The sequence below is a fragment of the uncultured Haliea sp. genome (assembly GCF_963973825.1).
GTDB lineage: Bacteria > Pseudomonadota > Gammaproteobacteria > Pseudomonadales > Halieaceae > Haliea.
On sequence record NZ_CAXBAE010000001.1, the window covers coordinates 418,387 to 432,518 of the forward strand.

A 14,132-nucleotide genomic window follows, 5' to 3' on the forward strand; every position below is an offset into this window, starting at 1 on the left:
GCCGGTGGGCTGCTACAATCGCCGTTTTTGGACTATCCGGCCGATCGCCATGGAAACCCGCCTTATGCCCGCACTCACCGACACGGATATTCAGGACAATGTGCGCGCCGCGCTGGCGGAAGATATCGGTAGCGGCGATATCACGGCGGCACTGATTCCAGCCTCGGCCGCCGCCACTGCGCGCGTCATTAGCCGCGAAGATGGCATCCTCTGCGGTCGCGCCTGGGTCGATGCCGTGTTCGCGGCGGTGGACCCCTCGCTGCGGCCGGAATGGGCGGTGGCGGACGGCGACCGAATCGCGGCCAACAGCACACTGTTCACCGTGCGCGGGCCGGCACGCGCACTGCTCACCGCTGAACGCAGCGCACTCAACTTCCTGCAGTTGCTCTCAGGTACGGCAACCCGCTGCCACCATTATGCCTCCCTGGTCGCGGGCACCGGCGTGCGCCTGCTGGATACGCGCAAAACGATTCCGGGGCTGCGCAATGCACAGAAATATGCGGTGCGCTGCGGTGGCTGCCACAACCACCGCATGGGCCTGTACGACGCGTTTCTGATCAAGGAAAACCACATCAGCGCCTGCGGCGGGATCGCCGCTGCGGTGCGGGAAGCTCGATCGGTGGCTCCCGGCAAGCCGGTGGAGGTGGAGGTGGAAAGCCTCGACGAACTGCAGCAGGCCCTCAGCGCCGGGGCGGACCGGGTCATGCTGGACAATTTCAGCCTGCAGGACATGCGCGATGCGGTCGCGGTCGTCGCCGGGCGGCTGGAGCTGGAGGCGTCCGGCAATATCACCGAAGCCAACCTGCGCAGCGTGGCGGAGACCGGCGTGGACTTTATCTCCATTGGCGCCCTGACCAAGGATACCCGGGCGCTGGATCTGTCCATGCGCCTTTTGGACTGAGGGCTGCCGGCAGGCTAGACCAGAGGCGCTGCGCTCACCACCACGCCGTTGTTGTCGGCATAGATGTAATCCCCGGGTGCGATACGTGCGCCGCCAAACTGCAGGCAAATGTCGCGCTGCCCCTCTCCGCGCTTTTCGGTTTTCAACGGCGTTGCGCCCAAAGCCTTTACACCCAGCGCCGTGGTCGCAATTTCGTCCACGTCACGCACCGCGCCGTTGATTACCAGGCCAGACCAGCCATTGCGCGCCGCTTCCTCCGCCAGCATGTCGCCGAGCAGGGCCCGCCGCAGCGAACCGCCACCGTCCACGACCAGCACCCGGCCCGCGCCCGCTTCACCGACCGCCTGCTTGACCAGCGAATTGTCTTCGTGGCATTTGATCGTGACCGCCTGACCCGCAAAGCGCGGGTGTGCACCGAAATTGCGCCACTGCAGTTCTATGACCTGTGCATCGGGAGCCGCGTCAGTCAGGTCCGGCGTTGCGAACGTCTGCATGGTGGCCTCCTACAGCCAGTCGACAGGGTAATCGGCAAGCGCCTCGGGGCCCGCCATGATGGCGCCAGCATGCGCGCGACAGCGCGGCAGCACCTGCTCTGCGTAGAACCGGGCCGTGGCGATCTTGCGCTCATAGAAGGGGTTTTCGGCGCCGCCGTCGAGACGTTCCTGCGCGACCAGGGCTGAGCGCGCCAGATGCCAGCCACCGAACAGATAGCCGCACTGCATCATGTAATCGAAGGACGCACCCAGAGCCTGCTCCGGCGCCGTCTGCAGACCTTCCAACAACCGGGTCGTAGTCTCCTCGACACCCGCGAGTGCCGCTGCCAGGCGGTCGGCAATGACAGCCAGCGCCGGCTGCCCCGCGTCACGCAGCGCAGCCACCGTGGATGCCACATCAGCCAGCGCATCGCGCATCGCCCCGCCCTGGTCGCGGCCCAGTTTGCGGGATACCAGATCCGCCGCCTGAATGCCGTTGGTGCCCTCGTAGATGGAGGTGATCCGCACATCACGCAGATATTGCGCGGCGCCGGTTTCCTCGATGTAGCCCATGCCGCCATGCACCTGCACACCCAGCGACGTCAGCTCCTGGCCCACTTCTGTCATCCAGCCCTTGATCACCGGAATCATCAGGTCGATGCGGAACTGGTGCCGCGCGCGGTCGGCCTCCGGGCCCCGGTGTGCCAGATCCATGGTGACCGCCTCCGCATACACCAGTGCGCGCATGCCCTCAATCAGCGCACGCATGGTCAGCAGCATGCGCCGGACATCAGGGTGCTCAATAATGGCCACGCCGCCCTGCACGCGCTCCCGCGCGTAGGCAACCGCCTTCTGGTAGGCACCCTCTGCCGCGCCCAGACCCTGCACACCCACTTTGAGACGGGCCTCGTTCATCATTGTGAACATGCAGGCGAGGCCGCGGTTTTCCTCACCGACCAGGTAGCCCAGTGCGCCTTCGTTATCGCCAAAGGCCATCACGCAGGTGGGACTGCCGTGGATGCCGAGTTTGTGCTCGGTGGATACCGGGTAGACATCGTTACGCGCCCCCAGGCTGCCGTCTTCGTTTACCAGGAACTTGGGCACCAGGAACAGGGAGATGCCGCGGCTGCCCTCGGGGGCATCCGGCAGTTTGGCCAACACCAGGTGGATGATGTTGTCGGTGGCATCGTGGTCGCCCCAGGTGATGTAGATTTTCTGCCCGTGAATGCGATAGTGGTCACCCTCCGGCACCGCACGGGTTTTCATGACGCCAAGGTCGGATCCGGCGCCGGACTCGGTCAGGTTCATGGTGCCGGCCCACTCACCGGAATGCATTTTGGGCAGGTAGCGCTGTTTCAGTGCTTCGCTGGCGTGGGCGTGAATCGCAAGCGCCGCGCCCGAGCTGAGCATGGGCGCCAGTCCGAAAGCCAGGTTGGCGCTGTTCCACATCTCGCAAGCCGCTGTCGCATAGAGTTCCGGGAGGCCCTGACCGCCGTAGACCGGGTCCGAGGAGATGCCCATCCAGCCCCCGGCGCCCAGCTGTTGCAGGGCCTCAGCGTAACCCGGGCTCAGGGTGACTGCGCCGTCGCTGCAGGTCGCAGGATGCTCGTCACCCACGCGCCGCAACGGCGCCAGCACATCGGCGGCGAGCCGGGCACCCTCGTCGAGCAGTGCCGTGCTCAGGTCCGGACCCACGCCGAGTTCCTCAAAGGCCGGCAGTGAACCCAGGGCTTGCCCCACGTCCAACACCTCGTCAATCAGAAACGTCATGTCCTCAATCGGGGCGCGGTAGCTGCTCATGATGATGGTGTCCTCGTCGGTCCGGGTAATGATCGGGGCCAAAACCGTCGCGCAGGGGCGCCCGGTGTGACTTGGCAATTTTAGCGAAAGGACTATAATTTTCACAATCTATCAATCGCATCCCCACCATTCCCTCGGTGAATACTGAATGTCGACCAAACTGAACCGCATCGACCTCAACCTGTTGGTCTACCTGGACGCCCTCCTCCGCGAACGCAATGTGACCCAGGCCGCCCACCAGCTGAACCTTTCGCAACCCGCCATGAGCAACGGCTTGCGCCGCCTGCGGGACCTGTTCGACGACCCCCTGCTGGTGCGTACCTCGGATGGCATGACCCCCACTGAACGCGCGCTGGAACTGGAGCCACAGGTGCGCGAAGTGCTGATGAATATCGAACAGGCGGTACAGCCGCGCTCCGCCTTTGCGCCCGAACAGGCGCAGCGGGTGTTCCGCATCATGGCCAGTGACTACGCGGAATCCACCCTGCTGCCGGCGGTGCTGGGCAAATTGCGACTGCAGGCACCGGGCCTGACCCTGGACATCATGACCCCCTCCGATGTCAGCTTCCTGGATGTGGAGCGCGGCAAGGTCGACATGGTGATCAACCGGTTCGATTCGATGCCCCAGTCCTTTCACCAGATCCACCTCTGGAACGACAGCTTTTCCTGCCTGTTGAGCCCGGAAAACCCGGTGCTTGACGACTTCACCCTGGAAAACTACCTGCAGGCCAAGCACATCTGGGTGAGCAAGACCGGCATGGGCGTTGGCGTCGGCGTCGACCCCGACGACGTGCAACGACTGGGCTGGGTGGACAGCGCCCTCGCGAGGCTGGGCAAAAAACGCCAGATTCGGGTGTTTACCCGTCACTATCAGGCGGCCATGACGCTGGCAGAACAGAACGACCTGATCGTCACCCTGCCCACGCGGGCCGCCCTGCTCAAGCGCAACAATCCCCGGGTCGTGTTGCGGGAGCCGCCGCTGGATATCCCGCCGCTGGAGTTGAAAATGGCCTGGAGTCCGCTCCTGCAGCACAATCCCGCCAACCGCTGGTTACGCAAACTGATCGCCGATACGGCACGGGAGATGGACAACCAGCCACCACTACCCTGAGTGAGAGGGTCAGGCGTGCAGCCACACCACCTCATTCAGGAAGGGAATGGTCGTGATAAAAACGATAAATTGGATAAATTAAGCCTGCTCGCCGTAGACTAGCACTTTTTCCGGTGGGCGCCTGGCGTGCCCCGCAGTCAGAGGAATGAAGCCCCATGAGCGAGCGCATCATTGAAGGTGGCCTGCACATTGACGCAGCCCTGCACAGCCTTCTGGAAGAGGACATTGCCCCCGGCACCGGCGTTACACCGGAGCAGTTCTGGCAAGGCCTCGACGCTATCTTGCGCGACCTTGCACCGCGCAATCGCGAACTGCTCGCGACCCGCGCCAGCCTGCAGGAACAGATCGACAACTGGCACCGGGCCAACCCCGGGCCAGACTACGACCGTGCAGAGTACAAGGCCTTTCTGCACTCCATTGGCTACTTGCTGCCGGAGCCCGGGGACTTCGCCATCAGCACAGAGAACGTCGACCCCGAGGTCGCCACCCTGGCGGGACCCCAGCTGGTCGTGCCGGTGATGAATGCGCGCTACGCCCTGAACGCGGCGAACGCGCGCTGGGGCAGTCTCTACGACGCCCTCTACGGCACGGATGTCATCCCCGAAGAGGGCGGCGCTCAGCGCGCCGGTGGCTACAATCCTGTGCGCGGCGAACGCGTGATCGCCTGGGCCAAGCACTTCCTCAACACCCATTGCCCGCTGTCGACAGGCGATCACAGCCAGGTAACGGCCTACACCGTGGTGAACGGTGCACTGCAGGTGGTGCTGAGCGGCGGCCAGATCAGTTCACTGGCGACGCCGGCACAGTTTCGCGGCTATCGGGGCGAAGGCAACGCGCCGACCAGCGTCCTGCTCCGGCACAACGGCCTGCACATCGAAATTCTCATCGACCCGCTGAGCCCCATCGGTGCCAGCGACCCAGCCGGTGTCGAGGACGTGGTGCTGGAAGCCGCACTGACCACGATCCAGGACTGCGAAGACTCCATCGCCGCAGTGGATGCAGCCGACAAAATCCTGGTCTATCGCAACTGGCTGGGCCTGATGCGCGGGGACCTCGAGGACTCGTTCCGCAAGGGCGAGCAGACCCTGACCCGTCGTCTCAACCCGGACCGCGTGTTCACCGCGCCGGATGGCAGTGAACGCGTGCTGCCGGGCCGCAGCCTGATGTTTGTGCGCAATGTGGGGCACCTGATGACCAGCGACGCCATTCTCGATGCCGAGGGCAGGGAGATCCCCGAAGGCATCATGGACGGCATGTTCACCGCCATGATCGCCCTGCACGACCTGCGTGGCACAGGCACCCTGCGCAACTCGCGCCGGGGCAGCATCTACATCGTCAAACCGAAAATGCACGGCCCGGACGAGGTCGACTTCACCTGCACCCTGTTTGATCGCATTGAAGACGCCCTGGGCCTGGCGCGCCACACCATCAAGCTGGGCATCATGGACGAGGAGCGCCGCACCACCGTCAACCTGAAAGCCTGTATCGAGCGCGCCCGCGAGCGCCTGGTCTTCATCAACACGGGCTTCCTTGACCGCACCGGCGACGAGATCCATACCAGCATGGAAGCCGGGGCCATGACACCCAAGGGCGCCATGAAGCAGGAGCCCTGGATCAACGCCTACGAAGACTGGAATGTGGACACAGGCCTCGCCTGCGGCTTGCAGGGCAAGGCGCAGATCGGCAAGGGCATGTGGGCGATCCCCGACCTCATGGCGGACATGCTGCAGGCCAAGGTCGCGCACCCCAGTGCCGGTGCGAGCACCGCCTGGGTGCCCTCCCCCACCGCGGCCACGCTGCACGCCACGCACTACCACAGCATTGACGTGGCACAGCGCCAGGAGCAGCTCAAATCACGTCCGCGGGCGTCGCTGGATGACATCCTGCGCATTCCCCTGAAGGGCGCCGCAGGCCTGAGCGCCGAAGACGTCCAGCGCGAGCTGGACAACAATGCCCAGGGCATTCTCGGCTATGTCGTGCGCTGGATCGATCAGGGCGTGGGCTGCTCCAAGGTGCCCGACATCCACAACGTCGGGCTGATGGAAGATCGCGCGACCCTGCGTATTTCAAGCCAGCATATCGCCAACTGGCTGCGCCACGGCGTGTGCAGTGAAGCCCAGGTACGGGAGACCATGGAGCGTATGGCAGCGGTGGTCGACCAGCAGAACGCCGGCGACCCGGCCTACCGCCCCATGGCGCCGGACTTCGCCGACAGTGTGGCCTTCCAGGCGGCACTGGAACTGGTGCTGGAGGGCTGCGCGCAGCCCAGCGGATACACCGAGCCGGTGCTGCACGCGCGCCGCCGCGAGGCGAAGGCCAAATACGGCGGCTGACACACCCTGCGGCGGCGGGCGGGCCACCGCGGGCACACTCGCGACTCAGCCGCCCAATGCCGTCATCGGGGCAATAAAGTCGTAGCCCAGCGCTTCCGCGACCGCCGCGTGCGTCACCTGCCCGGCGTGCACGTTCAGGCCGTTGCGCAGATGCTCGTCCTTCTCCAGCGCGGCGCGCACGCCGTGACGCGCCAGCTGCACCGCGTAGGGCAATGTTGCATTGGTCAGCGCCATGGTGGAGGTTCTGGCCACACCGCCAGGCATGTTCGCCACGCAGTAGTGCACGACACCATCGATCACGTAGGTCGGCTCCTGATGCGTGGTGAGCCGACTGGTCTCAAAACAGCCACCCTGATCGATGGCCACGTCGACCATGACCGCGCCCTTCTTCATTCCCGCTACCAGCTCGCGGCTGATCAGCTTCGGCGCTGATGCGCCGGGAATCAGCACCGCACCCACGACCAGATCGGCCTGCAGGGCATAACGCTCCAGTGCTTCCTTGGTCGAGTACACCGTCTTCAGGCGCCCACCAAACAGCATATCCAGTTCCTTGAGCCGGTTGAGGTCGCGGTCCAGCAGTGTCACATCCGCCCCCATACCCATCGCCATCCGCGCCGCGTTGATGCCGACCACGCCGCCACCGATGATAAGCACCTGCGCAGGTTCCACGCCTGGCACGCCACCCAGCAGCATGCCGTTGCCGCCCTGGGCCTTCTCCAGGTTGTGCGCACCGGCCTGGATGGCCATGCGGCCCGCCACTTCACTCATCGGCGCCAGCAGGGGCAGCCCGCGACCCGCGGAGGTCACGGTTTCATAGGCGATGCAGGTGGCGCCTGAGGCCAACAGGGCCTTCGCCTGCTCAGGATCCGGCGCCAGGTGCAGGTAGGTGAACAGCAGCTGGCCGGGGCGGAGCATCCGGCACTCGACAGGCTGCGGCTCCTTGACCTTGATGATCATCTCCGCCTCGGCAAAGATCGCCTCGGCACCGGCGACGATCTCTGCCCCCGCCTCGCGATACTGGCCGTCGTCAAAGCCGATGGGTTCCCCACCGTCCTGTTCCACCAGTACACGGTGGCCATCGTGCACCAGTTCCCGCACACCCGCCGGCGTGAGGCCAATACGGTACTCGTGGTTCTTGATTTCCTTCGGTACGCCAATCAGCATGTTTGCGGTCTCCAGCGAGGGGGTCAATTGACCGGCATGCTAAGGGGGAAAAAAACACTTTTCTTATGTATTTTTGCCACATAAGCAGTTATTTCCGCTATATTTTTATATATATTCAGGTGTATCGTCCAATATAGAACCGCCGGTATTCAGCCGGCCAGTTGCATATAACCACAGTAGCGAGTGAGCACAATGAAAGCACGGCTACAGAACCTCAACCGCACCGACCGGCGCCTGCTGCGGCTGCTGCAACAGGATGCACGCACCAGCTATGCAGAGCTCGCGCGCCAGGTTGGCCTGAGCACCACACCCTGCAAGGAGCGCATCAAACGGCTGGAGCGCGAAGGCATCATCCGTGGCTACCAGGCCATCCTGGACCCGGAGCAGCTTGATGCGGGGCTGGTTGTGTTTGTGCAGATCCGTCTGAGCCGCAGCTCACAGGATATTTTCGAGGAGTTCAAACGGAGCGCCTTCGAGTTACCGGAAGTTCAGGAGTGCTACCTCGTCTCCGGCAATTTCGACTATCTGATCAAGGCGCGCGTCGCTGACATGAATGCGTACCGCGCGTTCCTGGGCGAAACACTGCTTACCCTGCCCGGGGTGCAGGAATCGACCAGCTACGTGGTGATGGAGCAGGTCAAGGAAACCCTGGCGCTGCACATCCCCTGACAGCGGCCCGCTCAGTCGAGGTCGTGATCGATATCCTTGTACTGCAGGTTGGTGAGCTGCTCGGACAGGAGGCCAATGAAAAACACCACCAGACCCGCCAATAACAGCAGCGAGCTCATATTGCTGAAGCGCAATAAACCGCTGCCAAACGCGCCCAACAGATAATTTGCCATGCCCAGGCCGGCCAGCAGTACCGACAGCGGAAAGTAGACTTTCAGCGGTGAATAGAGCGTACCGATCTTGAAGATGATGAGAAAAAACCGCACCCCGTCGCGCAGCGGACTGATATGGCTTTTGCCGACGCGCTGTTCTACCGCAATGGGTACAAAACCGACGGAATAACCGGCGCGAAAGAAGGCCATGGTCGAGGTCGTGGGGTAGCTGAAGCCGTTGGGCAGGAGATACAGGAAGCTGAGAAACTTGCGCCGGTCTACCGCGCGAAACCCCGAGGTGAGGTCATCAATGCGCCGGTTTACCATCCAGCTCGCCAACCGGTTGTACAGCGTGTTGGCGCTCCAGCGCGCAAAGCTGGCCTGGGACGACAGGCCCGAGCGCGCGCCCACGACCATATCGTAGCCTTCCGCCATGGTGGCAAGCAGGCTCGCAATGTCCGCCGGGTCGTGCTGGCCATCGCCGTCCAGGAAAACCAGCACGTCTCCCCTCGCCGCCCGCGCGCCGGATTTTATCGCGGCGCCGTTGCCCTTGGGGTAGGGGTGGGACACGACCGTGGCGCCGGCACTGCGGGCGACCGCGGCCGTGTCATCCTCCGAGCCGTCGTTGACGACGATCAGTTCGGCCTCGGGGTAGAGGGTGCGGAGGCGTGGTAGCAGCGGCGCAAGCCCCTGTTGCTCATTCCTGGCGGGTATCACAATGGAAATTCGCAACTAGTCTGCCTCCAGGTAGAGCGCGAGGGTTTCTTGATCCGACACGGTTAACACTCCAGCCGCCTGCAGCGTCAACAGTTGCCGCTGCAACGCTTCGGCTTCCTGCACTTTACCCAATGCCGTACTGAAATGCAGCTGCATTAACAGGCCGCGCGGCGTACCCGGCGCCTGCGCCAGAAACCGCGCCGTATACTCATAGGCGTTGGCATAGCGCCCCAGTGCATTCTCCAGCACCGCGAGCAGGGCGTAGATATTTGCCGAGGCCGTGGCCCCGGCCTCCGGGCGCAGATACACGCTCGCAAAGGCCTCTGCAATCGCAAGGCGGTCCAACTGCGCACACTGCTCGTTCTGCAGCATCTTGACCAACACATGCAGGGTGGCCACGGTACTCACCGGACGCGGCGCATCCAGCACCCCGGCGAGGGACCCCGCTGACGGCGGCAACGGCCGACCGGCCATGCAACTGAGCGCCAGATTGCGCAGGTAATGATCGCCGTCCTGCTCCGGGGAGTGTGCATGGGCCTGGGCGGAATACGCCAGCGCCCGATCCAGGCTGCCGGCTCGCGCATACATCACCGCCATGTCGGCATTGGCACGAAAAGACGCCGGGTGCGCACTGATCTGATTGAAGCGCAGCAGGTAGCTGTTTGCCCAGATTTCCACCTGGGAGCTGGTATTGAAGCTCAACATCAGCAGTGCAAGGGCAAGATAGGCCATCACCGGTCGGGCGACCACTCGCCAACGCCGTGCCAGTTCGGCCAGCAGCAGCGCCAGCAGGAGGAAGACAGCAATACCGGGAAAGTAATTGCGGTGCTCGAAATACAGCTCCAACGGCAGCACGGTGGACTCGACGCTGTGCCCGACCAGGAACAGGAGCAGGCAGAACGCCACCCGCCGGCCCAGGGCGAAGCCAGAGATTGCGGCGGCAAGCAGCAGCGCCGCGGACCACGCCACTACCGCATGGAGCGTGGTAACGGGGCTCATTATCGACCGCGACAGCACGACATCGTCATGGTAGAGCCCCATACGGGCGACGTCCGGCCAGACCAGCTGCCCCAGATAATCCCAGAGAATCCGGCTCTGGGTCAGCACGCGCTCCAGCAACGTAAACTCGCGCAGCGCGTAGTGTGCCAGAAAGCGCTCAGGGGCCAGGGCAAACACAGCGATGACGGAAACGCCGCCCAATACCAGCAAACCCAACACCCGGTAGAGCATCCCCTGGTCGACACGGCCATCTCGACGACAGCCGAACCAGAGCAACTCCAACAGCAGCAAAACCGGCAGCACGACGACACCGTTTTCCTTGGCAAATACCGCCAGCGTTGCACAGACAATCACCAGCGCAAAGCGCAGTGTGCCCTTCTCGCCTGCGCTGAAGCGCTCGCGCCAGTAGGTATAGGCGATGAGCGCGAGCAACATCAATGTGCAGGCCAGCATGGCCATACGCTGCACCGCATACAGCACCGTACTCACCCACAGCGGCGACACCAGCCACAGGCCTGCCGCCAGCAGCGCCACTGCCATAACACGCGCAAAACCTGCTGCGCCCAACAGGCGATGGATCAGCCAGGCCAACAGGAGTCCATTCAACAGGTGCAGGCCAATGTTGATGGCCTTGCTCCAGCGCACATCATCGCCAACAAAGGCCCGCTCGGCGACGAAGGTCGCCATGGTGACCGGCCTTCCCAACGGCCCGGAACCGTCCCCGAACACCTGCTCCACGCGTTGCCGAGAATCCACGTCGGTCTCCAGCAAAGTCACACTGGTGCGGTCATCCAGCAAGACCGGGCCGTGAATACCCGGCGCATAGAGCCACGCTGTTGCGGCAAGCAGCAGGCCAAACATCCCGAACAGGCAAAGCCTTGCAGCGTAACCAGACATCACTGGTCTGCCCCCGCAACGACCTGGCGCTGCAACGGCAGCTGGCGCCGTCGGCTGTCGTAGTGCATCCACTCCCCTATCGAGCGCAAGACACCCTCGGCATCGCCAACTTCACTGTAGCGGGCGATCAGGTAGGGATAGTAGGCCAGCTGGCCGGGCGAGCGAGCCAGCGCCGCTTCCAGGGCAGCAAGCAACGCCTCGGGGGGCGCACCACGCGCCTGCAGGTAGGTGTAGCGCAGGCTGTCAAGGTCCGTGGGGGTGAGCGAGTAGCGCCCCAACGCGGCAAACAGCCGCTCCACTTCCTCGTCCTGCGTGGCACACTTGCCATCGCCCATGCATTCCGCCAGCACCTGTAGCGCATTCCTGTCGGAGGCTTTCAGCACCCGACCCGGCAGCGCGGCGTGCAGGGCCGACAGCCAGTCGGTTTGCGCACCCAGCTCGGGAAAGAAAAGACTATCCAGGTAATAGAGCATCACCAGCGCACCGAGATCTGCTGGGTCACGCTGATGCATCAGTTCCATGTAGTGTCGGCCGACCGCCAGACTGGCCCTGGCCTCTGCTTCGGTGAGCCCCAGCTCATCCCGCAGCCGATACTGGCGCAGCAGCGCATTACCGTAGAAGTAATTGGAGCGCACGGACTCGGGATGACGGGCCAGGTTGGTACGCGACAGCGTGAGATCGTCAGACCAGGTGTTGCCGCGCAAACCCAGCAGCAGCGCAAACGCGGCGAACAGCGCCAGCAGCGCCGGCACCCGGCGCGACGCTGGCAGGCGATCGAGCACACTGGCAAAGCCGACGCCCAGCAACAGGCAAATACCGATACTGGGCAAATAATTGCGATGTTCGTAGACCATTTCCAGTGCGAGAAAGCTGGACTCCATGCTGTGGCCCACGAGGTACACCAGAACCGCCAGCAGGAGCAGAGGCCAGTGTTCGCGTCGCCAGACAGCGACGACAAGCACCGACACCCAGCCCGCCAGTGCAAGCAACGTCGACACAGGCTGCAGCCAGCCGGTCGACAGCGCCAGGTCATCGTGCTGAAATCCCATGCTCAGGATATTGGGCCAGACAATCCAGCTAACGTACTGCCACAGCACGCGCCCCTGCGTCAGCAACCGCTCCTCGAGGGTGAAATTGCGCTGGGTATAGCCACCCAGAAACGTCTCGGGCGCGAACCAGAAAATCAGCGCAATCGCTACAAGCGGCAACAGCAACAGCACCCAGCCGGCAGCCGCCAGCGGCGACCGCTGCTGGCCGGCCCAGCGACCGCGGTACACCGCCACTTCCACCGCCGGCACCAACCACAGCAACAGCGCCCCGTTTTCCTTGCTGAGCACCGCGAACAGCGTGACCAGCAGCAGCCACAGCGCCGCCGCAACCACCTCCTGCGGGCTGGCGCCGCGCTCGGCCCAGCGGGAGCGCCAGCGCACGAACAGCAACAGCCCCAGCACCGTGAACAGCGTGGACAGCTGCGCCATACGCTGCACCGCGTACAACACCGTAGACACATGCAGGGGGTGCAGCAGCCAGAACCCCATGGCAAGCGCCGCCACCCAGCCGGGATCACAGCGCAGTTTGCCCTGGGCCACCAGCGCCGCAACCAGCGCGCGGAACAGCAAGAACAGCAGGCCAGCAATGACGAGGTGAATCACGATGTTGCCCAGCTTGAGCGAGCGGGCACTGAAGCCGCCCTCCAGGGCGTGCTGCAGGGCAAACGTGACCATGGTCAGGGGGCGACTCAGCGGGCCGGCACTGGAACTGAAGGCGGCGGTACGCCATTCGTCAAAGCGCTCGCCGGAAATCTGTACCAGTTCATTGCCGCTGAGGGCCGGGGTATCGTCGAAGAGAAAGTCGTCGCCGGCGTTAGCGGCGTAAAAGACTACAGCGACACACAGCAGGCAGACCACTACCCAGCGGGGCCGGAGATTTCTGACAATGGATGCCGAGGGGCTGGTGGGCACGCGGTACTCTCTGAACGCGGGGGAGCCGCAGTGTACAACGCCTTACCATACCGACAAAAACTGTGGGCGAAAAAAAGCCCGGCGGTGCCGGGCTTTTGGTACTCAGCTAAACGTTAGCCGCGGCAGTTAGCCGGAAGGTACTTGGGCAGAATACCGCCGGTTTGGGGCTTGCACTTCCAATCAATGCTACGATCTGAACGAGTGGTGCCAGAGAGCAAAAACTCGAGAGCAGTGCCACTGCCACCACCAGGAATCGTTGCGGAGGTTACGCGCGCCGTCAGCAACGGGCCACTCGTTGAGTCGTACAGAATTGAGGCCACGATCTCTTTGTCAGGGTTGGAATTTATTCCTGCCACGCTGGCATTTAGTGGAAGATACCCATTGGCCGAATAATACTCAGCAATCGTCGTCTTCGCTTCAGCCAGCGTCGCCAGAGGCTCGGACATCTTCGCCCGCACGGTGTAATCCTGATAGGCCGGCAGCGCGATAGCCGCCAGGATGCCCACGATCGCGATTACGATCATCAGTTCGATCAGGGTAAAACCCTTTTGTACATTCTGCATTTTCATGTTCCTTACTCCTGTCCCCTGAGGGGTGTTTGGTCCGCACGCTTGCTCGAAGAGCACGTTGCGAGTCAGAGGAAGCATGAAGCGTGCCAATCAAGCACGGGAGCCCAGTCGGATAAATATTTGTTTATAAAACATGGCGTTACGATTCAGACGCGCACTGGAACGCCTCCCTGCCCGCCGCACACCTGACCAATTTGGGTCACAAAGCGGCCGGATGTGACGTTTATTGTCAGTCCGGCGGTGACTCAGCCTGTCGCACGGCGGGCGAAACCGCGCCAAATTTGGGCAAAAATCCATATAAAATCATGCTTTTACGGCCGCTTCAGGGTATTAGCATGAACTTTCTCTGGGTATACTTGGCTAGAGTATTGACAAAATAATGCGAC

11 protein-coding genes are annotated in these 14,132 nt (G+C 63.2%); 4 read left to right on the forward strand and 7 right to left on the reverse strand.

Going from position 1 to position 14,132, the window contains the following annotated elements; genetic code table 11:
* Positions 1-64 precede the first annotated feature (64 nt).
* Positions 65-901, forward strand: a complete 837-nt coding sequence (gene nadC, locus AACZ17_RS01940) for a carboxylating nicotinate-nucleotide diphosphorylase (RefSeq protein ID WP_290744630.1) — start codon at positions 65-67, stop codon at positions 899-901.
* A gap of 14 nt (positions 902-915) precedes the next feature.
* Here nadC and rraA read toward each other — a convergent pair whose 3' ends face one another.
* Entirely contained in the window at positions 916-1,395 is a 480-nt protein-coding gene (gene rraA, locus AACZ17_RS01945; RefSeq protein ID WP_290744632.1) for a ribonuclease E activity regulator RraA, read from the reverse strand.
* A 9-nt stretch (positions 1,396-1,404) separates the two neighbouring features.
* A complete protein-coding gene (locus tag AACZ17_RS01950) occupies positions 1,405-3,174 on the reverse strand; it encodes an acyl-CoA dehydrogenase C-terminal domain-containing protein (RefSeq protein WP_290744633.1) in 1,770 nt (589 codons plus the stop codon).
* A gap of 148 nt (positions 3,175-3,322) precedes the next feature.
* Here AACZ17_RS01950 and AACZ17_RS01955 point away from each other — a divergent pair, with 148 nt between their 5' ends.
* Entirely contained in the window at positions 3,323-4,285 is a 963-nt protein-coding gene (locus AACZ17_RS01955; protein ID WP_290744635.1) for a LysR family transcriptional regulator, read from the forward strand.
* A gap of 155 nt (positions 4,286-4,440) precedes the next feature.
* Complete coding sequence (locus tag AACZ17_RS01960; RefSeq protein ID WP_290744637.1) at positions 4,441-6,618, forward strand: malate synthase G; 2,178 nt, start codon at positions 4,441-4,443, stop codon at positions 6,616-6,618.
* A gap of 45 nt (positions 6,619-6,663) precedes the next feature.
* Here AACZ17_RS01960 and ald read toward each other — a convergent pair whose 3' ends face one another.
* Complete coding sequence (gene ald / locus AACZ17_RS01965) at positions 6,664-7,782, reverse strand: alanine dehydrogenase (protein WP_290744639.1); 1,119 nt, start codon at positions 7,780-7,782, stop codon at positions 6,664-6,666.
* A gap of 192 nt (positions 7,783-7,974) precedes the next feature.
* Here ald and AACZ17_RS01970 point away from each other — a divergent pair, with 192 nt between their 5' ends.
* Entirely contained in the window at positions 7,975-8,451 is a 477-nt protein-coding gene (locus AACZ17_RS01970; protein ID WP_290744641.1) for an Lrp/AsnC ligand binding domain-containing protein, read from the forward strand.
* An 11-nt stretch (positions 8,452-8,462) separates the two neighbouring features.
* Here AACZ17_RS01970 and AACZ17_RS01975 read toward each other — a convergent pair whose 3' ends face one another.
* From AACZ17_RS01975 to AACZ17_RS01990, 4 genes are all read right to left on the reverse strand, one after another.
* Positions 8,463-9,335, reverse strand: a complete 873-nt coding sequence (locus AACZ17_RS01975; protein WP_290744643.1) for a glycosyltransferase family 2 protein — start codon at positions 9,333-9,335, stop codon at positions 8,463-8,465.
* Complete coding sequence (locus AACZ17_RS01980; protein ID WP_290744644.1) at positions 9,336-11,216, reverse strand: tetratricopeptide repeat protein; 1,881 nt, start codon at positions 11,214-11,216, stop codon at positions 9,336-9,338.
* Positions 11,216-13,177, reverse strand: a complete 1,962-nt coding sequence (locus tag AACZ17_RS01985; protein ID WP_290744646.1) for a hypothetical protein — start codon at positions 13,175-13,177, stop codon at positions 11,216-11,218. The genes AACZ17_RS01980 and AACZ17_RS01985 overlap by 1 nt, the downstream gene beginning before the upstream one ends.
* 113 nt (positions 13,178-13,290) lie before the next feature.
* On the reverse strand, positions 13,291-13,740 hold the full coding sequence (locus tag AACZ17_RS01990) for a pilin (protein WP_290744849.1): 450 nt from the start codon (positions 13,738-13,740) through the stop codon (positions 13,291-13,293).
* Positions 13,741-14,132 lie beyond the last annotated feature (392 nt).